This is a genomic window from Psychrosphaera ytuae, from assembly GCF_017638545.1.
Taxonomy (GTDB): Bacteria; Pseudomonadota; Gammaproteobacteria; order Enterobacterales; family Alteromonadaceae; genus Psychrosphaera; species Psychrosphaera ytuae.
On sequence record NZ_CP072110.1, the window covers coordinates 1,246,794 to 1,270,675 of the forward strand.

At 39.9% G+C, this 23,882-nt stretch carries 24 protein-coding genes; 2 read left to right on the plus strand and 22 right to left on the minus strand.

The window, feature by feature from the left end:
* Positions 1 to 12 precede the first annotated feature (12 nt).
* The 22 genes from J1N51_RS05510 to cadR all read right to left on the minus strand — a co-directional run bounded on the left by J1N51_RS05510 (position 13) and on the right by cadR (position 22,172).
* Entirely contained in the window at positions 13 to 366 is a 354-nt protein-coding gene (locus J1N51_RS05510) for a cupredoxin domain-containing protein (protein WP_063529848.1), read from the minus strand.
* An 11-nt stretch (positions 367 to 377) separates the two neighbouring features.
* Positions 378 to 2,621, minus strand: a complete 2,244-nt coding sequence (locus tag J1N51_RS05515) for a heavy metal translocating P-type ATPase (protein WP_208832956.1) — start codon at positions 2,619 to 2,621, stop codon at positions 378 to 380.
* A gap of 101 nt (positions 2,622 to 2,722) precedes the next feature.
* Positions 2,723 to 3,136: a MerR family transcriptional regulator gene (locus J1N51_RS05520; protein ID WP_138522053.1), complete on the minus strand. Its 414-nt coding sequence runs from the start codon at positions 3,134 to 3,136 to the stop codon at positions 2,723 to 2,725.
* Between the two features lie 82 nt (positions 3,137 to 3,218).
* Positions 3,219 to 3,746 carry a c-type cytochrome gene (locus tag J1N51_RS05525; protein ID WP_208832957.1) on the minus strand — a complete coding sequence of 176 codons (528 nt, stop codon included), beginning with the start codon at positions 3,744 to 3,746 and terminating at the stop codon, positions 3,219 to 3,221.
* Positions 3,747 to 3,759: 13 nt separating this feature from the next.
* On the minus strand, positions 3,760 to 4,962 hold the full coding sequence (locus tag J1N51_RS05530; RefSeq protein WP_208832958.1) for a porin: 1,203 nt from the start codon (positions 4,960 to 4,962) through the stop codon (positions 3,760 to 3,762).
* 115 nt (positions 4,963 to 5,077) lie between these two features.
* Positions 5,078 to 5,500 carry a hypothetical protein gene (locus tag J1N51_RS05535; protein WP_208832959.1) on the minus strand — a complete coding sequence of 141 codons (423 nt, stop codon included), beginning with the start codon at positions 5,498 to 5,500 and terminating at the stop codon, positions 5,078 to 5,080.
* A gap of 702 nt (positions 5,501 to 6,202) precedes the next feature.
* Positions 6,203 to 7,063, minus strand: a complete 861-nt coding sequence (locus J1N51_RS05540; RefSeq protein ID WP_004589262.1) for a copper resistance protein B — start codon at positions 7,061 to 7,063, stop codon at positions 6,203 to 6,205.
* Positions 7,060 to 8,883: a copper resistance system multicopper oxidase gene (locus J1N51_RS05545; RefSeq protein WP_135923583.1), complete on the minus strand. Its 1,824-nt coding sequence runs from the start codon at positions 8,881 to 8,883 to the stop codon at positions 7,060 to 7,062. The genes J1N51_RS05540 and J1N51_RS05545 overlap by 4 nt, the downstream gene beginning before the upstream one ends.
* 27 nt (positions 8,884 to 8,910) lie before the next feature.
* Positions 8,911 to 9,375: a YybH family protein gene (locus tag J1N51_RS05550; RefSeq protein ID WP_208832960.1), complete on the minus strand. Its 465-nt coding sequence runs from the start codon at positions 9,373 to 9,375 to the stop codon at positions 8,911 to 8,913.
* A gap of 21 nt (positions 9,376 to 9,396) precedes the next feature.
* On the minus strand, positions 9,397 to 10,293 hold the full coding sequence (locus tag J1N51_RS05555; protein ID WP_208832961.1) for a copper resistance D family protein: 897 nt from the start codon (positions 10,291 to 10,293) through the stop codon (positions 9,397 to 9,399).
* An 18-nt stretch (positions 10,294 to 10,311) separates the two neighbouring features.
* Positions 10,312 to 10,659, minus strand: a complete 348-nt coding sequence (locus tag J1N51_RS05560; protein WP_208832962.1) for a copper resistance CopC family protein — start codon at positions 10,657 to 10,659, stop codon at positions 10,312 to 10,314.
* 26 nt (positions 10,660 to 10,685) lie between these two features.
* A complete protein-coding gene (locus J1N51_RS05565; protein WP_208832963.1) occupies positions 10,686 to 12,518 on the minus strand; it encodes a 2Fe-2S iron-sulfur cluster-binding protein in 1,833 nt (610 codons plus the stop codon).
* Positions 12,518 to 13,129, minus strand: a complete 612-nt coding sequence (locus tag J1N51_RS05570; protein WP_232842865.1) for a PepSY domain-containing protein — start codon at positions 13,127 to 13,129, stop codon at positions 12,518 to 12,520. The genes J1N51_RS05565 and J1N51_RS05570 overlap by 1 nt, the downstream gene beginning before the upstream one ends.
* A gap of 88 nt (positions 13,130 to 13,217) precedes the next feature.
* Entirely contained in the window at positions 13,218 to 16,382 is a 3,165-nt protein-coding gene (locus tag J1N51_RS05575) for an efflux RND transporter permease subunit (RefSeq protein ID WP_208832965.1), read from the minus strand.
* Between the two features lie 14 nt (positions 16,383 to 16,396).
* Entirely contained in the window at positions 16,397 to 18,154 is a 1,758-nt protein-coding gene (locus tag J1N51_RS05580; RefSeq protein WP_208832966.1) for an efflux RND transporter periplasmic adaptor subunit, read from the minus strand.
* A complete protein-coding gene (locus J1N51_RS05585) occupies positions 18,154 to 19,581 on the minus strand; it encodes a TolC family protein (RefSeq protein ID WP_208832967.1) in 1,428 nt (475 codons plus the stop codon). Before J1N51_RS05585 ends, J1N51_RS05580 begins: the two co-directional genes overlap by 1 nt.
* Positions 19,581 to 20,078, minus strand: a complete 498-nt coding sequence (locus tag J1N51_RS05590) for a DUF411 domain-containing protein (protein WP_004589252.1) — start codon at positions 20,076 to 20,078, stop codon at positions 19,581 to 19,583. The genes J1N51_RS05585 and J1N51_RS05590 overlap by 1 nt, the downstream gene beginning before the upstream one ends.
* A 107-nt stretch (positions 20,079 to 20,185) precedes the next feature.
* Positions 20,186 to 20,566: a hypothetical protein gene (locus tag J1N51_RS05595; RefSeq protein ID WP_058405787.1), complete on the minus strand. Its 381-nt coding sequence runs from the start codon at positions 20,564 to 20,566 to the stop codon at positions 20,186 to 20,188.
* 133 nt (positions 20,567 to 20,699) lie between these two features.
* Positions 20,700 to 20,924, minus strand: a complete 225-nt coding sequence (locus J1N51_RS14715; protein WP_082653641.1) for a GDCCVxC domain-containing (seleno)protein — start codon at positions 20,922 to 20,924, stop codon at positions 20,700 to 20,702.
* Positions 20,912 to 21,301, minus strand: coding sequence for an organomercurial transporter MerC (merC, locus tag J1N51_RS05600; RefSeq protein ID WP_058405786.1), 390 nt, complete (start codon positions 21,299 to 21,301; stop codon positions 20,912 to 20,914). Before merC ends, J1N51_RS14715 begins: the two co-directional genes overlap by 13 nt.
* A gap of 61 nt (positions 21,302 to 21,362) precedes the next feature.
* Positions 21,363 to 21,740, minus strand: a complete 378-nt coding sequence (locus J1N51_RS05605) for a MerR family transcriptional regulator (RefSeq protein WP_058552475.1) — start codon at positions 21,738 to 21,740, stop codon at positions 21,363 to 21,365.
* A 42-nt stretch (positions 21,741 to 21,782) separates the two neighbouring features.
* Positions 21,783 to 22,172 (minus strand): Cd(II)/Pb(II)-responsive transcriptional regulator, encoded by a 390-nt coding sequence (gene cadR / locus J1N51_RS05610; RefSeq protein ID WP_008128687.1) that lies wholly within the window; start codon positions 22,170 to 22,172, stop codon positions 21,783 to 21,785.
* Between the two features lie 77 nt (positions 22,173 to 22,249).
* Between cadR and J1N51_RS05615 the strand changes: the two genes are divergently transcribed.
* Entirely contained in the window at positions 22,250 to 22,981 is a 732-nt protein-coding gene (locus tag J1N51_RS05615) for a transglutaminase-like domain-containing protein (protein WP_208832968.1), read from the plus strand.
* Positions 22,968 to 23,855 (plus strand): cation diffusion facilitator family transporter, encoded by an 888-nt coding sequence (locus tag J1N51_RS05620; protein WP_208832969.1) that lies wholly within the window; start codon positions 22,968 to 22,970, stop codon positions 23,853 to 23,855. Before J1N51_RS05615 ends, J1N51_RS05620 begins: the two co-directional genes overlap by 14 nt.
* The last annotated feature ends 27 nt before the right edge of the window (positions 23,856 to 23,882 follow it).

Below are 23,882 nucleotides of genomic sequence, written 5' to 3' on the forward strand. Positions count from 1 at the left end.
TCATAACCCCTTCTAAACAACCTTTAAGACACCGCGATACATTTGCATCTGACAATGAAACTCATGCTCTCCCGGTGATAAGTTCAATAAGGTAATTTGAGTAATTTCATTTAATTTAAGCTGCTCGCTTATCTCCAATGATGGAATAAGCATTGTTTCAGCGCAGGGTGATTGATCTTTGCGCATAAACTTCAGAGTGACAGGTTGACTAGCAGACACTTGGATTGAGGATGGTGAATACACGCCATCCCTCACTTCAATGAGTACTTCATTACCTTGAACAATTGTTTTATTGGGTTTGTATAGCCAAAACCACCAAACAATCAGTGCGATTAACACTAAGCCTAATAAGTTAATTAACATCATCGTGTTTCTCCTTAATTCTCTTTTGCTTTAAACAAGCGAAGTCGATTTGCATTTGACACTACAGTCAATGACGAAAACGCCATTGCAGCACCTGCAATTACAGGGCTAAGCAGAATGCCAAAGAAGGGATATAGAATCCCCGCAGCAAAAGGAATCCCGGCTACGTTATAGACAAACGCGCCAAACAAGTTTTGTTTTATATTTCGTAAAGTAGCTTTGCTTACCGCTATGGCATCAGCTAGGCCATGAAGTGAACCACGCATTAGGGTAATGTCAGCACTTTCGATAGCTACATCAGTCCCTGTGCCTATGGCGAAGCCAACATCGGCTAACGCTAGCGCAGGAGCATCGTTGATGCCATCTCCTGTCATACCAACAATTTCGCCGCCTTCTTGTAGCTCTTTCACCTTGTTGGCTTTATCTTCTGGCAGCACTTCAGCAAGAAACTCACTAATACCCGCTTTTTTGGCAACAGCGGCGGCGGTTTCCTTGTTATCGCCCGTTAACATGATGACGCGAATCCCATTGGTTTGAAGCCGTTTAATCGCGGAAATTGAGTCTGACTTAATAGGATCTGCAACAGCAATAATTGCTGTCAGCTCGCCATTAACAGCAAAATACATTGGTGTTTTAGCTTCTTTTGCTAAAGACTGGGCTTTTCCAACGAAACCTGTAAGGTCAATGCCTTTTAACTTCATTAGTTTATCGTTTCCGAAAAGCAGGGCTTTATTGTTGCAGTTTGCTTCTACACCAAAACCCGTAATGGCGTTAAACGCTTCAATTTTTAGTAACTCAATATCCTTATCTAACGCACTTTCAACAATCGCTTGCGCTAAAGGGTGCTCTGAGCCGCTCTCTAAACTTGCAGCAAGCTGTAGTACGTCTTTTTCGTCCGTAGCTTTTGCTAAAACAATATCGGTTACCTTAGGTGCCCCTTCAGTAATAGTGCCCGTTTTATCTAAAATCATGGCAGTGATTTTAGAGGCGGTTTGCAGTGCTTCACCGTTTCGAATAAGCACGCCTGCTTCTGCGGCCTTTCCTACTCCGACCATGACAGACATGGGCGTTGCCAAGCCCAAAGCACATGGGCAGGCAATAATGAGTACTGTAGTTGCTGATACGATGGCAAAAGCAATTGCAGGCTCAGGTCCAAAGTTAAGCCATGCTAGCGCACTTAACACAGAGATGATCATCACGACAGGCACGAAAAAAGCTGAAATAACATCAGCCAAGCGGCCAATCGGCGGTTTAGAATTTTGTGCTCGTTTCACCATATTGATGATTTGCGCAAGCGCCGTGTCTTTTCCAACACGTGTGGCTTTAAACATAATCATGCCTGATTTGTTCAAAGTACCAGCGACAACCTCATCTTCTTCGGCTTTTTCAACAGGCATAGGCTCGCCTGTCAGCATGGACTCATCAATAGAGGTGTGCCCTTCCAATACCACACCATCGACGGGAATTTTTTCGCCCGGTTTTACCTTTACAATATCGTTAAGTAAAACCTGCTCAATACCAATCTGAACTTCTTTGCTATCACGAACTACGGTTGCCGTTTTGGCCTGCAAGCCGATAAGACGTTTGATAGCTTCAGAGGTTTTACCTCTGGCCTTTATTTCTAATGCCAGACCTAAATCAATTAAGCCAATAATCATGGCGGTAGCTTCAAAATAAACATGCCGTGCCATCAATGGAACGGCGTCAGGTGCAAACACGACAACCATCGAATACACCCAAGCTGTACCTGTTCCTAAAGCTATTAGAGTGTCCATATTTGCGGAGTGGTTTTTAAAGCTTTTCCAAGCGCCAACATAAAAATGCTTACCTGAAAAATACATAACACCAAAAGTTAAAATGCCTACAACCAGCCAAGACATGCGTTCAAGGTTTGTTTCAACCGTCATTTCTCCAACCACAATGCTGTAGATCATCAAAGGAACGCCGAGTGAAAGGGCAATAAACGTATCGCGCATTAGCTTTTTGTAATATGCCCAATCCGCCGCCTCTTTCTCGTCAAGCGCATCTGTTGCCGAGCTATCATCAATTGGCTTCGCGTTATACCCCACAGACTCAACAGCTTTGATCAATTCTTCTGTCTTAGCTGTCCCAGAAACTGTTACAGTCCTATCAGCAAAATTCATTTCCGCACTGACTACACCAAGAGTTGCCTTTAACGCCCCTTCAATTTTGCCTACACAGCTAGCACACCCAGCTCCTTCAATGATGAGCTGTTGGTTATGTGATACTTTCTCCAACGTATTCTCCTTACTTTTACACGAAGAGGATTGAGCTTTTGCCTGACAGCAACAGCCTGATTCGGTTTCTAAATTTGTATTAGTAGTCACCATTTTTCCTCCTATGCCTTTTTAATTTGTTCAAAGTTTTCGATGAGATGACAAACCATGTTTGCAGTCGGTGCTTTGTCTTCCATTTCTTCCCATTGAGAAAGAGCTGAAGACATTTTTCCTCGAAGTGCCAACATTGCTTGAAACTGTTTTTCTGTTTCTTCAAGCCGCTCTTTGATCAGACTTCTGACTAATGGGCACGCACTTTTACCATCTTCAGATTCATTAAGAATTTGCTTGATATCAGCAACGGAAAAACCAAGGTTTCTGGCACTTAAAATGAATTTAAGTCTCGATACCTCTTTATTCGAGTATGACTTGTAGCCGTTCACTGACTTAGCAGGTTTTAACAGTCCCAATCGCGTGTAATAGCGCACCGTATCAGCAGTCGTTCCAAGGCTTTTTGCCAGCTCTGTTACTTTCATATTTACTCCTTAGTTTTTCACCTAAGTTTGTACTCTCACCTACAGCTTAGACCTGTGTCTAAGACACAGGTCAAGCGCTTCCTTATGATTTAATGTACTCAGCTATTGCTTTTATCTGTTGCTCGTTTAGCGGCATTTTGGGCATAGGCGAAGATGAGTTATTAAACTGAGGCTTCTGGAGCTTCTTAATAAAGAAGCCGATCCCTTTGTTTTTAATCGTTTCATCTAGCGCTGGGCCAACAGTGCCACCATCACCTTTCAATGAATGGCAGCCTTGGCAACCAAATTGAGTAAACAATTGCTTTCCGTCAGGCGCTATTATCTTTTCTGGCGCTACTTTTTTTGCCAAAGGTACGCTTTGGCTAGTTAGTTCCAAAAATTCAAGAACAGCTTGCGTTTCTTTACCTGTTAAATGCGCCTTTTCTCGCATATGCGGCATAATGACTTTCCATTCAGGAATAGAAAATTCATGAACAGCGCGAGCGTTATGGCATCTTGCACAGTTGTTATTGATCACTTCTGCACCGGAAATTTTCTCTTCTGCATGGGAGCTAAAAGCAGACACAAGAGATAAGCTGACAACCAGTAATATTTGTATAATTGTTCTCATCTAAGTATCCCCCTTAAAAGCCATAGCTATATTGAATAGCGAAACGCTTGTCATCTTCACCATCGTGAACGGTGGTATCTTCGTATGTAGCCTTAATGACAGCTCGGCTGTCTAACCAGTAATTAATGCCATAAGCCCAACGCTCTGCTTCGTTAATTTTATTGGTCTCAGCATATTCAACGACGAAATCTGTTCCCTGCAATACATTGAACATTTTCCCAGCCATAAAAGTTGCTTGGAGATACCAGCCATTGCGATCAAATGTGATCACATTGTTTTCTTCATGTTCATCTTCTTCGAAGGCATCGGTTTCTGTTTTGATGTATTCCCCTCTGACGATGTAATGGTTACCAATCCAGTTGATATCAAAGCCAGTTGCTGTAAATCCTAGCTCTTCATCATCATCATATTTTGCCGTGTAATAGGAAGCGCCAACCTCAATGCCCGGAAGAAAGGCATACGCAATACGACCCCCAAATGCTTTGTCAGAGTTGTTATCCGAACTAGTTGCTTCAAACGCTAGTTCAGGAAGTTCCAAAGCGTGATCATCAACTTCTTCATGCTCGTCTTCCTCTTCCGCATGTTCATCAACAACCTCTTCTTCGTGTTCATCCTGCACAGGCTCTTCATCATGGGCATCTTCTTCATCAGCATGAGGCGCTTCGGCAGCAAGTCCGTTGGTCACGTATACGTCAAAGAATATTTTTTGATTTTTACCCAAAGGAATAATGTGTTGAATGCCAACACCAATATCACTCATCACAGGCAGTAAACCTTGCATAGGTTGATAGCCACCATGACCGCCTAACCCACCATAAATACCGGGAGAGAACGCTGAGCGATTAATCCAACTAGGGTGTTGATTCGGCCCATACTGGCCGAATGGGAGTAGAAATTTACCTGCGGTAAAAGTAGTTCTATCAGAAAGGAAATAATGAATATCAGCGTATTCAAGCTCGACTTCAGTTTCCCCGTTTTCATCGACTGAGATCTCAGTTTCAGCTTCTATATGCATTTTGTCACTGAGACTAAACAAGAATATAGGTACAAATCGCGCACTGAATGCACTTGTATCCATCAATTTACTGTCTTCGAATTTTACGTCTCCATACCCCGCTAACGCGAAGCGACTATTATTTTGTTGTTCATTCGCTAAGAGTTGCCCACTCGCAACAGCGGTAGCTATTGCAAATGGCAATAATTTGAGCATGTTCATCATGGCTCCCAAAAATATTGTGCTAATTGTTCAAAACAGTTGGTTATTTAAACCAATCAGTAAATCATTCTATTTTTGATGGGACTGGCGAAAAAAAGACGCACTGATCCCGTGGTTAGCCAATAATTGGGGGACGATAAGGTAAGAGATGGATGCCAGAGGCTGGCGGGGGTATCCGTTGAATAATTAAGTCTAAGTTACTATTGTTGCTACTTTCTTCTTCCTCTTGCACAAGATAGGCGTTTAAATGAAAGCTTGCACAAAAGCCACCTTCGCAACAAACACAATCGCCCGCTTTACATTTTTCACAGTCTTCATCAGCATGATTGTGTTTAGAATCTTGCAAATTTTCAGTGTGATGGTGGGTATTGTCATGCATTGTTTGATGGTGCATATTTTTGCTTGGTTGCATAATATGCGTATCGGAAGATCCATTTTGATGTTCTTCACAATTCATTGGTTTAGCTGTAACAAAACTATGCTGCGTAAGCAACACAGTTATTATCACTATTTTAAACCACCTGAAAAGTCCAAACATTATCATTCCTTCTTTAGCACCTACAATATTAGCCACTTTGAAAAAATAATTTTATGATCTTGATCAAACTTTGAACTAAAACCTAAACTTTTTACTTTTTACTTTTTACTTTTTACTTTTTACTTTTTACTTTTTACTTTTTACTTTTTACTTTTTACTTTTTACTTTTTACTTTTTACTTTTTACTTTTTTAAACAGCTTAAACTTAACAAGTATAAAAGGGGTGTCTAATTTATACTCATGAGATTGAAGCCAAGCATGAGCACCATTAAAAAAAATAAAAACCCTACGCTCATAACTAGGTATTGAGAAAGGGATCATTTTTCGAATTGTTCAGCTTTAAGCGCAGTACTTTGCAACAATCGGTTCTATCCCGAGCACACCCAATTCCCGTTCATCAAAAGTGATAAAATAGCCTATTGTACGTCTTTCAATGGCGATGTTTTTTGGCTTGACTCTTTAACCTTAAACATTCGCCAACTTTACTTCTTAGCTGATATTCCACCTTGATAGGTATACACCAGACTGGCACCGACTGAAAACAAGAAGTAGCTTACTATTACTGCTCTTAGTTCTTTCCAAAAAAACTATTAGCTAGGCCTTTCCTAACATAACTAAAATGGTTTAAATCCCAAAAAACGAAAGCTACCATCAATAATAGTTGCGGTAGCTCTCATCAAGTCAATATAGTATTTCTTCACATCAGAGCCAGAACTTGATACCTGCAACAAAAGCAGTATCACGCGTACTTTGCCCATTTAACTTCGCAAAGTCGGCTGTATTACCAAATTTATTTGTCCACTCAACGCCAACATAGGGAGCAAACTGGCGGGTAAACTCATAACGAACCCGAAAACCAATAGCACTGCTAGACAAGCCACTACCAAGGTTATTTTGGACGTCATCCTTACCGTAAAGCGTCAACTCTGCTCGTGGTTGAACAATTAACTTTTGAGTAAGTAATAGCTCATACTCAGCTTCGATCGAAAATGCACTATTACCTTGCTCTCCTAAATACGCAGTCATATCAATTTCAAACCAGTAGGGGGCTAGACCTTGTAAACCAAAAGCTAGCCATTTGCGGTTTTCACCTTCGTTATTGTAATCAAGTCGAATACCGACTTGTGTATCCCAATAAGCAGATATTGCGTGGCCCCATAGAAAATCTGTTTGGTTCTCCTCTAAATTACCTTCGCTAAAATCTCCTTCAGTTTTGATGACTAATCTATCAAAAGTAGTGCCATACCATGCCTGAAAGTCAAAAACACCTGCGTTTGTTTGCTCATTATATTCAAGACGATCCCCTAGTAGCGCGTAAAATGAATGCTCATCTGCCAAAGTCAGTCGTTTGTCGCTACTGAGTGCATAAGGGCCTTCAGTCAAAGTTGTACCTGCTGCATAAGCATGGGGGTCTCTAGCATCTTTAGGTGCATCTCCACCTTGTGCTTGCATTTTAGAATCACCCATCTCAGTCATCTCATCTTTTGCAGATACAGATACACTTATAAGGGGCAAACCTATTAATAATAGTCTTAACGTATTGGTTAGTATTAATTTTTTCATGATACAACTACCTCTCTAAACATACCTGCATCCATGTGGAATAATAAATGGCAATGCCATGCCCAGCGACCTACGTCATGAGGTGTTGTTAAAAAACTAATTCTTTGCGCTGGTTGTACAGGGATAGTATGGCGACGAACCTGTACATCACCTTTTTCATTCTCCAAATCGCTCCACATACCATGCAGGTGCATGGGATGTGTCATCATTGTATCGTTTTGTAAAATAACTCTTAAACGTTGATTATGCTTCATGTGAACTGGCGTGCTTTTTCCAAATTCCAAGCCATCAAATGACCAGCTATAACGCTCCATGTTTCCAGTTAAATGTAATTCAATTTCAGCCTCTGGCTCTTGCTGGTTTGTAATTCCCTCAAGAGAATGTAAATCTGCAAGTGTTAAAACACGGCGTCCATTTTTACGTAAACCTATACCGGGATCATCAAGGTTTGTTCTAGGCATATCAACACGCATATCAACAGAAGCTCCATACTCTGTTTTTGCATGACGCACTTTAGTGCTAGCAACAGCTAATGGGTTTTTAGTCATTCCATGTTTACTATGATCCATTGCCATCGCTCCATGACCCATTGCACTATGATCCATTTTATTAGAATTCATGCCCGACATACCTGCCGTATCAGCCATTGTAGAATGCACACTATCATGGGTCATATTGCCCATCATATCTGTCATCGTTAACCATTCAACGGGGTCTAAAGAAGGTACTGGTGCATCAACGTTAGGTGCCATTGATAAAGTACCTTTAGCATAACCTGAGCGATCCATGCTTTGTGCAAAAATCGTATATGCATCATTTTTTGGCTCGACAAGTACATCATAAGTTTCACCGGGACCAAATCTAAATTCATCTACTGTCACAGGTTCAACATTTTGTCCATCAGCTTGTACAACTGTTAACTTCAGCTCAGGTATTCTTACATCAAAAAACGTATTGCTAGAACCGTTAATAAATCTAAGCCTAACCTTTTCGCCAGCTTTAAACATTCCACGCCAATTTGTCAAAGGCGCACAACCATTCATTAAAAAAGTCATTGCAGATGCTGATAAGTCTGCAAGATCTGTAGGGTTCATTCTCATTTTATTCCACATTTCCCGGCGTTGTAGCGCATTTGAAACGCTGCTATTTGAAATGTCATCAAAAAACTCTGGAACAGTAGGTTGATTAAAGTTAAATACATCGCTCTGTACTTTTAACTTGCGAAACAAATCCATTGGGTCATCATCAGTCCAATCAGACAATTGGATGACATGCTCATTGTCAGCACTAATAATATCCTTTTCTCTTGGCTCAATAATTAATGCGCCGTACATACCTGTCATTTCTTGAAAACCACTGTGTGAGTGATACCAATATGTGCCGCTTTGTTGCAGCTTAAATTTATAAACAAAGGTTTCACCCGGCATTATACCTTTAAAGCTAATACCCGGTACGCCATCCATTTGATACGGAAGAATGATCCCATGCCAATGAATTGAACTCGGCACTGATAATTTATTCGTTACCCTGATAGTAACGTCATCACCTTCTCTGAGGCGCAAGGTAGGAGCTGGTATTGAGCCATTGATTGTTGTAGCCATTCTTACAACACCTGTGAAGTTTACTGGTGACTCATCTATCACCAGATCTATGACTTCCCCACTTAGTTCGGGCGCAGTACCTGTTGAAGTTCCAGCAAGCAAAGATGAAGCTGCATGAAGAACACTTGGAAAAGCAGCTAATACACCGCCAGCAGCTAATCCTTGTACAAAGCGTCTACGTGGCGTAGAAACTTGATGTAATGGATTGTTATTTCTCATTTTACTCTCCGTTGTTTGAACAATAAATTAATGTGACCAATGAATGTGCTTGATTTTCCATTCACCGTTTTGCTTTTCGAGAACCATTGTTTCCATGCCTTGATAATCACGCTCTTTGCCTTTGTATGTACCTTGAGTGTGGCTACGTGAAGCAGATATAGCGGTGTTTCCAAGTACCGTCACTTGGTGTTCTAGTGTTTTGCTCTTCACAGAAGCGAGATATTTCATATCCGACAGCATATGGTGATGGGCGTATTCATCAGCACTTCTTTCAACACGACCTCCCTCGTAGATGGTCACATCATCAGCCAACTGTGCTCTTGCTAGATCCTTATTACCCGTTTCTAGTGCTTGATGAAATGCCAAAACAACTTTTGCGGCAGGGGTATCTATACCTTTAAACAAACCTTTGTCTTTGTTCTTATCACCATGAGCGCTTGCTGCGAAGCTAAACGTCATTAATAAAACGAGTAATATATTTATTGTTTTCATTTTTATTTTCTCTTTTAAGTTTTAATTTGCAGGGCCAACAACACTAGTAAGTCCAGCCGTTACAGATAAAATGGCAAAAGCTACTACCATTTCTATCGAGATAGATTTAGATAGTGCTTCTCTGCCATCTTTATTTTTAAGTTGTGGGACGAGTTTTAATTTATGCTTAGCTGCGATGCCCAATATCGAAGTCACGAGAGCTAATTTAAGTAACAGTGTTTGCCCATAGCTTGAACTAAACATTTCTTCAACATTTCCGACTAATTGAAAAGCTAACCAAAGGCCAGCAATTAACAATAGACTCACCGCGATACTTGCTTGCCTTCCAAACTTGTCCATCAATGAGTAGAGCTGCTCATAGTCCGGTTCATGGCAAGCTTGTTTAAGTGGAAACAACGCTCCGAACCACCAAGCCATAACAAGCACATGGAGCATCAGCAATATTTTTTCGAACACTCCTAGCTCAGATACATGGCCGATAAAGGTAAAGGTGTAGGAAAGCACTATAAGGCTAAGCCCTAAAATGCTTTGTTTTATGCAGTTGCTCAGCACCACAGATTTGAATTTAATGTGTGACGTTATCGCAAATATCGCTAGAACTAATCCAAGACCTCTAAGTAAAGTTCCATCACCGATAGAAGAGTCCCACATTATGTCTAAAATATCAGGGTCAAAAGCTCCTTGAATGCCTTCTTCTGCCATCGCACCAGTACTAGCGAAGAACCAAACACCATTAGCAATCAAAGCGACGAAAATCGAAGCCCTTATCCATTTTAGGTTCGCTATTACCGAATTGTTATGAGATTCGTTGTGCTTAAAAATTTGCCTGAAAAATGTATAACCAGCAATACAGGCAAAGCCGACGTAAAATACAATTTTTGACAATACAATGACTGTATTCCAGATATACATTTCCATAGCAATCACTCCATTAGATTAGTGGACCATAAAGCCAAAGCTATCTTTCATTTTATGTCCATCTTTACCTAAGAAAGTCACATCAACTATATAGTTCGCAGGTGTTAGCTTCGGTAGTTTCCATGTAAATTCAGTACTGGCTTCTTTTAAAGGCTTAAAACCAAAGTTAATTTTTTCGCCTTGCTTATTTTTCAAAGTAATTTTGACTACACGAACCTCTTTGCTAAATACCAACGTTAACTCTTCTGGAGTCTTCATTAGCATTGCATTATCAGCAGGCACGCTTTTTTCAAGATGCACATGCGCAAACACCGCACTACTAAAAACAACGCTGATTACGGTTAAAAATTTTATTAATGTTTTCATATTTACCTCTATTTTTAATTTAGGAATTAACGACAAAACTTGTCTTTGAAAATTTGATTACTGGGTATACCAACGTCTGCAATTATGCTTTCTAGCTCATTCATCATTGCTTCAGGACCACATAAGTAAAACTCTGTTGAAAAGGCTTCTATTCCTTTAACCAAATGAGTCAATAGCACATGCTGCACATAGCCTGAGTGTCCTTCCCATTGTTCTGAAGGGTTAGAAAGTGTAGGAATATAAGAAAAATTTTTATGCTGCTCACTCAACAAGTTCAACTCGTTGTGATACAGCAAATCATCTTCAGTTCGAGCACCATAGATGAGTGCCATATCACCTTGAAAATGGTGCTTTTTCAACTGTTCAAAAATAATGGATCTCAGTGGGGCAAGTCCTGAACCAGCACCAATAAAGATGCGACGAACCTTTTTATTTGAAGTAGCGTAAAAATCAGAAAAAGGACCTTTTGCGATTATCGTTTCACCCACTTGTAGTGAACCTAAATAGCTTGAACCTATACCTGCTCTAAAACCATCCTTAGCAGTTTGCCAGCGGATATTAAACGTTAACTCATCTGATTCCTCGTCAAAGTTAACTAATGAGTAGTGACGAGTTACACCGTCATGAGAAAATCTTCCATGAGAGTAACTTTCCCAGTATTTTTCATAGTTCTCTGGCATATCATCTGGGCGTAAACTATTCATCCCTGCTGGCACTTCAAATTGCATATATGCACCAGCTTTAAATGCCAATCGTTTTCCTGATTTCACTTTAAACTTCACTTCCTTGATAAAAGGAGTAATGAAGTTAGTCGCAACCACAACTAGCTCATGATTTTCAATATTGAGATCCGTATTAACTTCAATTGAGCTAATTTCAGAGAACCGATGCTGACACCCTAACCGATAACCTTCCTTTAGCTGCTCATCTGATAAATGTTCCTGCTCAGAAAGTGTGATAGGTAATTGAGTTGAACTTAAGAACATGCATTTGCCACATGTACCGCCGCCACCACAACTTGACGATAGGTATACGTGTGAACTTGCTAGTCCTTCTAATACTGTTGAATTAGCATCTGCTGAGACGTCGGCGATAGTATTTTCATTGGAAAAAGTCACTGATACTTTTTGCCTGTTGCTGCCCCAACTTAGCTTCAGCAAACCATTTTGATACTGTTGTATCAGCCAAGTAACACCAGTAACTGAAAGGAATAGCGTTGCAAAAGCAAATGCAATGATCAACCAATGGTTAAATCCGCCAGAATTGCCATAGTCCATAAAGTGAAGCTTCATCATCAGATCTTTCAATCTGAAATCATCATTGGCATGGCGAAGCACTTGGCCTGTAATACTATCTAAATAAATAGTTGTATTATTCTCATCCTCAACGACAACTTGCCACATAGGATTTTGTTGCCTTACGTGATCAGAAAATGGGGGCTGAGATAACACTGGAGTAGCTAGCTTGCCCTCACCTGAGTAAGAGTTTTTTGCCAAAGTTAGTACTTGTTCTTCAGACAGATTAAATGGCTTTCCTGTTACAGCATCAAATAGCTTTGAGTGGCGTTCTTGGTAGCTATGCTGGCCCTTATCGAACACAAAATGATAGTAAGGCTGATGTAAAATCCATATAAGTTTTACTTCTTGAGGTGCTTCACTAGTAATGTCTTTAATAGGTGTAAAGATAAAGTCTGTAATGTTACCTTCAAGATGAGAATGAACTCTAAGCTCATTACCACTGGCTTTACTGTGATCCATCAAATTGAAGTAAAGACCCGTTCCCAACCAAATAAGCAGTTGTAAACCAACAAATAAAGAAAGCCATTTGTGTACCGATGTATTTAACTTGAATAGTCGCATCAAATGACTCCCTTTTTATTTGGAGAAAGCACTCGATAATAAGTCAATACAGCGCCAGTAATTGCGCCCATTAGACCTAGAGTTGCAACTAAGAACAAAAACCAGTTAGATACGTTTTCTCCATCATCGTAATCCATAATGTGAAAACGCCACATCCAATCGAACAAGCGCCAGTAATCATGTCGCTTGGCAACAATTGCCCCTGTTTGTTGACTTATATAAAATGTCGGTATGGCGAATTGGTCAAACGTTACTCTCCAAACGGGTAAGTGTCTTGGCGACAACTCAGCAGGCATATCTGTGACTGATTGAATCAGCCTTATGCCGTTGATTTCATGATTCATTACGTAGTGGTAATGCGCGATTTCTTTAGCTTTGAATTCATCAACAGGTGGACGAACAGCCCCAGTTTTAGCATCAATTGCTACTTTCCCCTGTTCTCCATTAATAAAAGAATACAAAGGACGGCCCATGCTTTGAGTAAGTGTGACTTGGCTAGCTTCAGGGTAATTCGCAGCTAGCTTTGCAATGGAGTAATCCACACTAGCTAAATCAATCTTGGCTTCATCACTTATAGCCAAGGTTTCGCCGTGTATATAGTGAATATCCATACTCACCATATACACGCCAGTAATAGACCAGAAAAGGAACTGTACTCCCACAAAAGCCATTAGCCATTTATGGTACTTCCTAACTCTGCTAAGCATTATTCTTTAGCTCCGCGTTAGAAAGCTCTTTATTAAAGGCATTTACTTCAGGCTTTTTAACGATTGAATAAATGGCTGGAAGCACAATTAGTGTTAACAAAACAGCACTTGTCATTCCGCCTACCATAGGTGCTGCAATACGACTCATTACCTCAGAGCCTGTACCTGTACCATATAAAATAGGCATTAAACCGATAATGATTGTGGCAACCGTCATCATAACAGGGCGCACTCGTAAGCCTGCACCGTGCAATAAGGCATCTTGATATTCATCTTCTGAGATGAGTTCTGCTCGCTCTTTCGCTTTTTCCTTAAGTTCAGCGAGCGCCTGATTGAGATATACCAACATTATTACGCCAATCTCAACAGCTACTCCAGCCAGAGCAATAAAGCCTACACCAACTGCTACAGAGAAGTTGAACCCTTCTAAATACATCAACCATAACCCACCGATCATTGCCATCGGTAAAGTCACAATGATGATCGCAACTTCGCTAAACGCTCTGAAGTTCAAATAAAGCAAAATAACAATAATGGCGAGCGTCAATGGAACAACGTAAGTAAGCTTGGCTTTGGCTCTTTCCATATATTCGTATTGACCAGCCCAAGTAATCGAATAACCTGCTGGTAATATAAGATTTTTAGCTAAATGCTCTTTTGCACTTTCAACATAAGTACCTACGTCAACGCCCTCTATATCAATGAACGTCCAACCATTAATACGTGCATTTTCACTCTTGATCCCCGGAGGGCCTACTTCTACTTTTATTTCAGCTACGTCACCTAGTGCGATGCGTTGTCCATTTGGAGTGACAACAGGCAAGCGCGACAACTGCTCTGGAGAGTCACGATAATCTTGTGGGTATCGCAAGTTGACAGGATAACGCTCTTGACCTTCTACTGTTTGAGTGACATTCATCCCACCAATAGCAGTTGAAACTACTTGTTGTACGTCATCGATGTTTAATCCAAAACGACTTGCTTTCTCACGAGAAATATCAACTTTGATATATCGTCCACCTGCAACTCGTTCAGAATAAACTGAAGCGGTTCCTGTCACCTCTGGTAACAATTGCTCTATTTGTTGCCCTATCTCTTGAATCGTATTTAAATCAGCTCCTGCTACTTTGATACCTACTGGCGTTTTAATACCTGTTGCCAACATATCAATACGAGTTTTGATTGGCATAACCCAAGCATTCGTCAAGCCCGGAAACTTAACCAACTTATCAAACTCAGCTTTTAGAGATTCTGTTGTAACTCCCTCACGCCACTCTTCTTGAGGCTTCAACTGAATGAAGGTCTCAATCATAGTTAGAGGCGCGGGATCAGTTGCAGTTTCAGCTCTTCCTACTTTACCAAATACTGTTTCAACTTCTGGCACTGTTTTAATTAGCTTGTCTGTCTGCTGTAGAATTTCTCTTGCCTTACCAATGGAAATTCCCGGATAGGTAGTCGGCATATACATAAGATCGCCTTCGTCTAAAGGAGGAATAAATTCACTACCAATTTTATCGACAGGCCAAAAACCAACAATCGTCACTAATATTGCTGCTACTATTGTCGATTTAGGAAACTTCATAACTTGCTTTAAAACAGGCATGTAGATAGCAATAAGCAGTCTGTTTAAAGGGTTTTTCTTTTCTGAAACAATTTTTCCTCGAATAAAATACCCCATTAAAACAGGAACTAATGTTATCGCTAAGCCTGCTGATGCGGCCATTGCATATGTTTTTGTGTAAGCAAGTGGAGAAAACATTCTTCCTTCTTGCGCTTCCAAAATAAATACTGGCAAGAATGAGACTGTAATGATGAGCAAACTAAAAAATAGTGCTGGACCGACTTCACTTGCAGCTTTCGAGACTATTTGCCAACGATTTTCATCCGTTAGCGGTGTCTTTTCCATATGCTTATGCATATTTTCAATCATCACTATTGCGCCATCTGTCATCGCACCAATTGCAATAGCGATACCACCTAATGACATAATATTCGCATTGATACCTTGCATATGCATGATGATAAATGAAGCTAAGATGCCAATAGGTAGAGTGACAACTGCAACAATCGAAGATCGCAAATGAAACAGAAATGCAACACATACAATCGCGACGACAGCAAGCTCTTCGAGCAATTTACTCCATAGGTTTTCTACCGCCTCTCCTATTAAGCCAGAGCGATCATAAACCGTAACTATTTCAACTCCTTCGGGTAAACCTTTTTTTAACTCTTCTAATTTGGCTTTTACTCCATCAATAGTTTTTTGTGCATTTTCACCAAAGCGCATAACAACAACACCACCAACGACTTCTCCTTCACCATTTAGTTCAGCAATGCCTCGTCTCATTTGTGGACCTAGGTTGACTTCCGCCACATCGCCAATGGTAAGCGGGGTTCCTTGTGCGTTAACACCAAGAGGGATCAACTCTATGTCGGAAATACTTTTGATATAGCCAGTTGCGGTAACCATGTACTCTGCTTCAGCCATTTCAACAACAGAGGCACCTGTTTCTTGGTTACCACGCTTAAGGGCCATTTGAATGTGACTAAGTGGTATACCGTAGGCTCTTAACTTATCGGGATCGACTTGTATTTGATATTGTTTAACCATTCCACCAACGGCAGCAACCTCTGACACTCCGGGGACAGTTTGCAATTCATATTTTAAGAACCAATCTTGAATACTACGCAATTGGCTAATATCCAAGTTGCCCGTTTTATCTACAAGAGAATATAGGTAAACCCAGCCAACACCTGTCGCATCTGGCCCTAGTTGTGGACGCGCACTAGCGGGTAGCGAAGGGGCTACTTGACTTAAATATTCAAGTACTCTGCTCCTTGCCCAATATAAGTCAGTGTCTTCGTCAAAGATGACGTAAACAAATGAGTCACCAAAAAATGAATAGCCACGAACAGTAACAGCGCCGGGAACAGACAACATTGCAGTTGTCAGTGGATAAGTAACCTGATCTTGAACAACTTGCGGTGCCTGACCGGGGTAATTCGTTTTAATTATTACTTGAACGTCAGATAAATCTGGTAGTGCATCAACAGGCGTATTCTTTATTGAAAATAGCCCACCACCAATCAAAATTAAGGTAGCTAAGATAACGAAGAAACGATTGCCGATAGACCATCTAATAATTGATTCAATCATTATTTTTCTCCCACTTAATGATTAGAATGATCAACAGCAGCTTTATTTTCCTTGCCGTGTTGTTCATCTGATTCAAGAGAAATGTCAGTGATAACTAAGTCATCTCTAACCTCAAAAGTGAAAGTGACATTATCACCGACATTGAAATCAACCATTTCTATATTGTCCGCGATGATAAAATCCATCGTCGCAGCAGGTCTATCCCATTTCTCTATTGGGCCTCTGCTAATATTTAGAATCCGTGTATCAATATCAATCGCATTGATCAAACCAGATACTGTTGCTGATGATACTTCAGGCTCACTCATGATATGAATTCCAGTAATTTCATATCCACCGTCTTCGGTTTTGCTCACTTCAAAGTGCAAAGATTGACCTGACTTTAATGAGTCAATATCGACTTTTTCAGCCACAGTAAAATCCATAACCATTTCAGGCCAATCCCAAGCTTCAGCAGGGCCATGTGAAATATTAACCATGCGGTGCCCTGCCATAACACTATTAACATCCCCTTGCATCCAAACAGAGTTAGGCACTTCATCATGAGTCATTCGTTTAAAGTCAGAGCTTTTACTTGATTCAGAATCAATCAAGAATTGGGCAGATGTCACCACAACGTCATCTTCATTTAAGCCGTCTAATATTTCGATGCTGTCGATATCAACCCGGCCAATAGTCACTTCAATAGATTTAAATTGCCCATCACCTAACGCAAGTACTACTCTGTCCTGTTTACCTGTTCTAATAACGGCTTCTTTAGGCACGAGGATGGTGCTATCAGCTTGATTAGCGTGAATAGAGACTTGTGCAAACATATTTGGTTTTAATTGATAGTCTGTGTTATCAAATTTCAATCTCACTCGGAGTGTGCGTGTTTTACTGTTCAATGTTGGATAAACATAATCAACGACACCAGCCCAGTCCTCACCGGGTAAATAATCCAGTGTCATTGATACAGGAAGTCCTTTTTTAATTAAGGCTGCGTCACGTTCAAACACTTCTGCTTCAACCCAAACTTGATCTAGCTGACCAATGCTTAATATGGTGTTTCCCGGCTTTACATAAAAACCCTCTCTAATCTTCAAACCATCAACAACACCTGCCTGAGGGGAGTAAAAGGTGATGTTTTGCTGAACCTTTCGTGTCTTTTCTAGCTTTTGAATAAAGTCTGCTGAAAGCTGTAACGCTTTAAGCCGATCTTTGGCCGCCGCAATTAAGGAACTATTATTGCGCTTTATAGCTATTAATAGTTCTTCTTGCGCGTTAACTAGCTGAGGAGAATATAGTGTATATAGAGGCTGCCCTTTCTCAACAGGATTACCTGCGGCTTTGACGTAGAGCTTTTCTATCCAACCATCTACACGTGGATGGATGTGAATTAGCTTATCTTCATCATATTGAACGTAACCTACGGTTGATATTTCAGTATGCATATTTTTAAGCTCAACAGGAGCAGTGCGAACCCCAAGATTATTCACTACATGAGGCGCGATTTTTACGGCTCCGGGGCCAAAGTCATCACCAGATGATCCTTCTTCATACACAGGAATTAAATCCATACCCATAGGCGACTTACCGGGCTTGTCACGACGGTAATTAGAATCCATCGGTGCAACCCAATACAGCGGTTTTTTCTCTCCTGATGTAGCTTCATTGCCATTACCGCTTGAACCTGTACCTTGATATAAACTTAATGCTCCAGCACCTAGTGCTGCCCCAATGATGATGGCGGCTACTAGTTTCAAATTTGGTGTTTTAGTATTCGTTGACATTATTTTTCTCCAAATTGCTGATTGGATAAGTGTTGATTCATTCTGTGCGAAGTGTGCATTGGCTTATGCTCAGCATTTGAGTTAGTTTGAGAGTACGAAAAGAAATAGTTAATGCGAGCAACTGTTTTAAGTGCGTCAACATCAATTTTTAAGGCTGCTATTCTGGCATTTAATTCTGCGATTCTTGCTCGAACAACTTCGGCAAAATCACCATCATCGTTGGTGTAAGCCGTCAATGACGCTTCAGCTTGGTCATGCGTTTGTTTGAGAAGTTGTTTTTGATAAATAGACTGCCTGTCAGATAAACGTTTAAGCTGTCTAAGCTCCTTTTCCACCGCACTGATCATTTGTTTTGTCAGCAATAATTTCTCGGTTTTTATAGCTTCTGAATCAGCAATAGAAGCTGCAACTTGCTTATCTTGTCTATTCTCAGTGAACAAAGGCAAATCAAACGTTACCCCAACAGAAAATAAATCAGCTCGGCTATCACCAGAAGGCATATTGTCACGATAGGCATAGCTCGCATTGACACCCCATTGCGGCTCATATTGCTGTTTGGCTAACTCAACTCCTTTTTCTGAAGCTTTGCGTTTTACATCAATTGCAAGTATGGCTGGATGATTAGCAAGAGCCTGAGCCAATAGATTTCTTGAGTAATTAGATGCTTTTAGGACTGTTGGATTATTCAATTGAATCGAAGGCAATTCTTTTGAGACGCTAAACTCTAGTGGTTGCGCGTCAAAGTTGAATGATTCATTCAATCGGTCAGCATCGTAAATATGAAGCCACTCATTAAGGCGAGCGATTGTCGTTTCTAGTTTCTGCTTTTGCGAAGTTAATCTGTCATCTAACTGCACTATTTCCAATTGAGCACGAATAACATCTTGCTGTCTAGTTTTACCAACAACGTTTGAATAGCTAGCTTTAGCCACTTCCGCCATCTGCTCAAAGAGAGACCAATCATCTTCAATCAATTTAATAGTTTTCTGGGCTAAGTAAGCATCTAACCAAAGTTGTGACACTTGGCTTTTCAACTTAGCTTTACGATCCTCTCGTAGCAGTGGAAATTTCGTGGACTCAATTTGTAACTGATCTTGCTTGATCTCTAGACTGTCGCCTCTCGGAAACATTTGAGAGACGCCAACCTTTAGCTGAGTCATTCCTTCCTGATCTAAATCCCAAGTATCTGTTGGTAAATTCATTATCCCTAGCGATACTTTCGGATCAGGCAAAGTACCTGAAGCAATACTTCTATTTTCAACTGCACTTTGTTTCAATCGGCTACCATGAAGCCAAGGATCATTTTGCTGAGCTAAGGTGATAGCTTGTTCAAGCGACACTACTTTCTCAGCTTGAGCTGAGAATACAGATAAGCCGAGTATTAATGCAGTTGAAAGTGAAGTAAGGTTTGAAGAGTTCAATTTCATTAGAATTGCTCCTCGTATGTCTTAACTTTTGCATAGACTTTGCTCGTTCCATCTTTAAATAGAATTAACACGTTGTATGGCATAAAGCGGTCATCGACTTCCATACCGGGAGAGCCAACTGGCATTGCTGGAACTGAAAGCCCAATCGCATTGGGATGTTCTTCTGATAAGAACTGCTGAATAAATTTAGCAGGTATATGACCTTCAAAGGCAAATCCATTTCTACTCACTGCCGTGTGGCATGAACGGTAATTAGGTTTGATACCATACTTAGTTTTGATGTTGCCGATGTTTCGGAAATCTTTGGAATGCGCAACGATCCCTTTGTCTTCAATATGAGTTATCCATTTTTTACAACACCCACAAGTAGGGGTTTTATAAACGATTAACTCCAAAGGTGTTACGTCGTTATTGTGTGCATGGTTATGTTCGTTGGCGTTTGCAAACGCAGGTGAAAGCAGCATTACTACTGCTATTTTTAAATACTTATTGATCATTTTTGCCCCCAGACATCGCTGGAAAATATCTATAGCGCTACGACGCTATATTGACTAACAGAAAAATTAATTACATGTGCGCGAAATTTGGACGCACTAATCCTGTATTAGGCAAAAATTGGTGGACGATAAAGGGAAGTGGAAATTGAATGAGGTTGTTTAGATTGCAGAGCAGCTACAGATTCACTGAATATTTGAATATCTGTCGAATCAATACTGGAATTTAGGACTGTCGTAGATGAGCAAGCATTTGCAGGACAAATACATTCAACGTCACAACAATCTTCTGATTGACCATTACTGCTTTTATTCATATCCCCATGATTCATTCCTTCATGATGACTCATTTTGGAATGATCCATGTTCATGTGTGATTCGTGAGAACCTGATGACATTTCACAAGACATAGCAGTATAAGCCAATGCTTGCCCAACAAAGGCAATCAGCATAGCTACAACAACTAAGACTTTTGAAAGTGGTTTAAACATAAAGTTCTCTTAAGAAAAATACCATCACAATACTAAATTAAAGTCATATCTAAGTAAATGATAAACCGTGGTGCTTTTAAAAATTTTGATTAATACAGGAGAATAGTGAATATAGTCGAGAAAAAATAACTAATTAATCACCAGTATGAGAGCAACAATTATGTCCTTCCTGAATTGGTGGACACTTTACTGTTCCATATGAACAGTAAACACAGCAGTCACCCTTTAATGGTTTTAACAAAACTTTGCACGATTCACATTCATAATACCACTGACAAGCGTTTGTCGGCATTTCTTCAATTTTACTATACCCACATTCTGGACATGTAATAGTCGACTTTAGCTCTATACGTTGCATGTTTGCTCCCTTACTGGTTTTACGATATCCAAAACCGACATAACGACCATTAAGCAAATACCAAAGTAAAATAGGTATGTGCTCCAATCATATTGCCAAAGAGGATAAAGCGTTAATAGCACTGCTACAGGCCCAAGAATGCTGAAGGCAGCTCTGGTATGGCTTTTATTTTTGTGCCAGTTGTATAAGTTTACTAGTAGCGCCAGAGTTGCAAATATAGGTAACAAGGTATTTACAGCAATCCCCTCAAAATGAGAAAGAAAACCTAACCCCAACGCTGATGCTAATGAACCAAGTGCAGGGAAACACCCTGTACAACTAAGTGCTGCAAGCCAAACCCCGCCTGAGCCAACTTTATCTAAAATTTTATTTATCATTTGAAAGTCTATTGGTTGATATTACCAGCACTTTAAACTCCGTACATGAGTACGGAGTCAATCATTTTAATGAATCAATAATAGGGCAATATGTTGGATCATCGTTTTGTATACAGGTATTTGTCATATCCACAATTACTTTCTCTAAACGTTGAAGGTCGCTAATTTTTTCTCGAATGATTGCTAACTTTTGTCGGCTTAATAACTCAATTTGAGCGCAGTCGTTGTCCATAGACATTAGCGATTTAATTTCTTTTAACGTAAAGCCGAGCATTTTGGCTTTTGTGATGAACCTAAGTTGTCCTGCTATTGTTTCGTCATATTGTCTATAACCTGATATTGGTTTTGTAGGTTGTGTAATAAGTCCTTCTCGCTCATAAAAACGAATGGTTTCTACGTTTAAATTTAATGATTGTGCTAATTTACCAATGGTTTTCATAATTGCCTTTGCGACTAAGAATAGCTCAAAGCAGAATTTAGATTAACTATCCAACGACTTAATAATACCGCATCCTTCAATGGTATTATCAGAATTGCATGTACTTGCCATATGTTGTAATTCATTTTTTAAGGCCTTTAATTCTTTCATGCGTTTGTTGACTAAATTTAATTGCTGCTTAATCAATTCATTCACACTAGAGCAGCTTTCTTCTGGCTTATTCTTTAATTCAATAAGACGTTTGATATCATCAAGAGATATATCGAGGCTGCGACAATGCTTAACGAATTCCAGCTCTTTTAACGCCTTATTGGAATACAACCTAAAGTTACCCTCAGAGCGCTCAGGATCTGAAAGCAACCCTTCTCTTTCATAATACCTAATTGTTTGTATTGAACAGCCTGATGTTTTCGATAATTCGCCAATTTTCATAAACCTTTCCAATAAACTTGACTCTATAGTTACTATAGGTTTTATAGTTAAAGCATACAAGTTAATAAGGGGTAAAAATGTGTGATAAGTATCTAACCAAGACCAGCATAGTCAATTTTGAACACAAAAATATCCAATCCCTCATAAATCAACGAAGGTGGAAAAGCTTGGATGATTACAACAAAATTGGTGCGGCCTACCAATTTGTTAAAGATGAAATATTATTTGGCTACAATGAAAGCGATGACATTTCTGCAAGCAATGTTTTAGCGGATGGTTACGGACAATGTAATACCAAAGGCAACTTGCTGATGGCCTTGTTGCGAGGGTTAGGCATTCAATGTCGATTTCACGGATTCACCATTGATCAGCAATTGCAAAAAGGTGCAATTCCAACGTATGTCTTTTGGTTAGCGCCCAAATACATCATACATAGTTGGGTGGAAGTTTATTTCGATGGACGCTGGATAAACTTAGAAGGTTTTATTTTAGATGAGCAATACTTAACGTCAGTACAGTACAAATTTAGCCAAATAAAAGGTGAGTTTTGTGGTTATGGTGTTGCTACTAAATGTTTCTCTTCACCTGATACTGATTGGCGTGGTACAGATACCTACATACAAAAAGAAGGTATTCATGATGATTTTGGACTGTATGACTCCCCAGATGAGTTCTATCGCGAAAAAGGGACTAACCTATCTGGAATTAAACGCTGGATGTATCAACGAGTGATTCGCCACCTAATTAATTTTAACGTAGTCAATTTAAGAAATTTAAAAGTTCCTGAGGTAGAAAATGCACAATCATAGCCACAGTCATTCGCATGGAAAAGACGACCGTATTGGTTGGGCATTTTTTCTGAATGTAACATTTACTACTATCGAGTTTATTGGTGGATGGCTTACTAACAGTACCGCAATAATGGCAGATGCAGTTCACGATCTTGGTGATAGTCTTTCAATAGGTTTTGCGTGGATTTTAAGTCGTTTTTCAGATAAAGAAGCATCAGATAAGTTTAGTTATGGTTATCGTAGACTTACACTCTTTGGCGCATTGATAAACAGTATTGTTTTAATCATTGGCTCAATTTGGATTTTATTTGAAGCAATTCCAAGGCTGTCCAATCCTGAAATGCCTGTAGTTGAGGGGATGTTAGGGCTAGCGATACTCGGCGTTGCCGTTAACGGATATGCTGTATTAAAATTAAAAGCTGGTGAAACCCTAAATGAAAAAGTGCTGACATGGCATTTACTTGAAGATGTACTTGGCTGGGTTGCTGTTCTTATTGTGTCAATTGTTCTGTTATTTGTTGAACTGCCGATATTAGATCCGCTACTTTCGATTGGTTTTACTCTTTTCATCTTGTTTAATGTTTTCAAAAACCTGAAGTCTACACTCATCTTGTTTCTTCAAGCAGCACCAGATGAGGAAACTCAAGAAAGTATAAAACAGTCGCTAACTAACCTTCCAGAAGTTAATGGCGTACATCATCTGCATTTTTGGTCGTTAGATGGCGAAAGTCACGTATTAACCGCTCACATAGAATTAGTCGAAAAAACTGACGTTGATGAATTAATTAAACTTAAGGAACAAGTGGCTAAGAGACTTTCTGCCTATCGCTTGTCTCATACAACCATTGAATTTGAGTTTCCTAAAGAAACTTGCCGAGATGATGCGAATTAAACTTTAAAAATTAAAATAAAAAGATTA

What these genes read in the sequence shown, in the direction of transcription:
- J1N51_RS05510 (WP_063529848.1), bottom strand. Translation starts at nt 366, where the DNA reads ATGATGTTAATTAACTTATTAGGCTTAGTGTTAATCGCACTGATTGTT.
- J1N51_RS05520 (WP_138522053.1), bottom strand. Translation starts at nt 3,136, where the DNA reads ATGAAAGTAACAGAGCTGGCAAAAAGCCTTGGAACGACTGCTGATACG.
- J1N51_RS05525 (WP_208832957.1), bottom strand. Translation starts at nt 3,746, where the DNA reads ATGAGAACAATTATACAAATATTACTGGTTGTCAGCTTATCTCTTGTG.
- J1N51_RS05530 (WP_208832958.1), bottom strand. Translation starts at nt 4,962, where the DNA reads ATGAACATGCTCAAATTATTGCCATTTGCAATAGCTACCGCTGTTGCG.
- J1N51_RS05535 (WP_208832959.1), bottom strand. Translation starts at nt 5,500, where the DNA reads ATGTTTGGACTTTTCAGGTGGTTTAAAATAGTGATAATAACTGTGTTG.
- J1N51_RS05540 (WP_004589262.1), bottom strand. Translation starts at nt 7,063, where the DNA reads ATGAAAAAATTAATACTAACCAATACGTTAAGACTATTATTAATAGGT.
- J1N51_RS05545 (WP_135923583.1), bottom strand. Translation starts at nt 8,883, where the DNA reads ATGAGAAATAACAATCCATTACATCAAGTTTCTACGCCACGTAGACGC.
- J1N51_RS05550 (WP_208832960.1), bottom strand. Translation starts at nt 9,375, where the DNA reads ATGAAAACAATAAATATATTACTCGTTTTATTAATGACGTTTAGCTTC.
- J1N51_RS05555 (WP_208832961.1), bottom strand. Translation starts at nt 10,293, where the DNA reads ATGGAAATGTATATCTGGAATACAGTCATTGTATTGTCAAAAATTGTA.
- J1N51_RS05560 (WP_208832962.1), bottom strand. Translation starts at nt 10,659, where the DNA reads ATGAAAACATTAATAAAATTTTTAACCGTAATCAGCGTTGTTTTTAGT.
- J1N51_RS05565 (WP_208832963.1), bottom strand. Translation starts at nt 12,518, where the DNA reads ATGCGACTATTCAAGTTAAATACATCGGTACACAAATGGCTTTCTTTA.
- J1N51_RS05570 (WP_232842865.1), bottom strand. Translation starts at nt 13,129, where the DNA reads ATGGATATTCACTATATACACGGCGAAACCTTGGCTATAAGTGATGAA.
- J1N51_RS05575 (WP_208832965.1), bottom strand. Translation starts at nt 16,382, where the DNA reads ATGATTGAATCAATTATTAGATGGTCTATCGGCAATCGTTTCTTCGTT.
- J1N51_RS05580 (WP_208832966.1), bottom strand. Translation starts at nt 18,154, where the DNA reads ATGTCAACGAATACTAAAACACCAAATTTGAAACTAGTAGCCGCCATC.
- J1N51_RS05585 (WP_208832967.1), bottom strand. Translation starts at nt 19,581, where the DNA reads ATGAAATTGAACTCTTCAAACCTTACTTCACTTTCAACTGCATTAATA.
- J1N51_RS05590 (WP_004589252.1), bottom strand. Translation starts at nt 20,078, where the DNA reads ATGATCAATAAGTATTTAAAAATAGCAGTAGTAATGCTGCTTTCACCT.
- J1N51_RS05595 (WP_058405787.1), bottom strand. Translation starts at nt 20,566, where the DNA reads ATGTTTAAACCACTTTCAAAAGTCTTAGTTGTTGTAGCTATGCTGATT.
- J1N51_RS14715 (WP_082653641.1), bottom strand. Translation starts at nt 20,924, where the DNA reads ATGCAACGTATAGAGCTAAAGTCGACTATTACATGTCCAGAATGTGGG.
- merC (WP_058405786.1), bottom strand. Translation starts at nt 21,301, where the DNA reads ATGATAAATAAAATTTTAGATAAAGTTGGCTCAGGCGGGGTTTGGCTT.
- J1N51_RS05605 (WP_058552475.1), bottom strand. Translation starts at nt 21,740, where the DNA reads ATGAAAACCATTGGTAAATTAGCACAATCATTAAATTTAAACGTAGAA.
- cadR (WP_008128687.1), bottom strand. Translation starts at nt 22,172, where the DNA reads ATGAAAATTGGCGAATTATCGAAAACATCAGGCTGTTCAATACAAACA.
- J1N51_RS05615 (WP_208832968.1), top strand. Translation starts at nt 22,250, where the DNA reads ATGTGTGATAAGTATCTAACCAAGACCAGCATAGTCAATTTTGAACAC.
- J1N51_RS05620 (WP_208832969.1), top strand. Translation starts at nt 22,968, where the DNA reads ATGCACAATCATAGCCACAGTCATTCGCATGGAAAAGACGACCGTATT.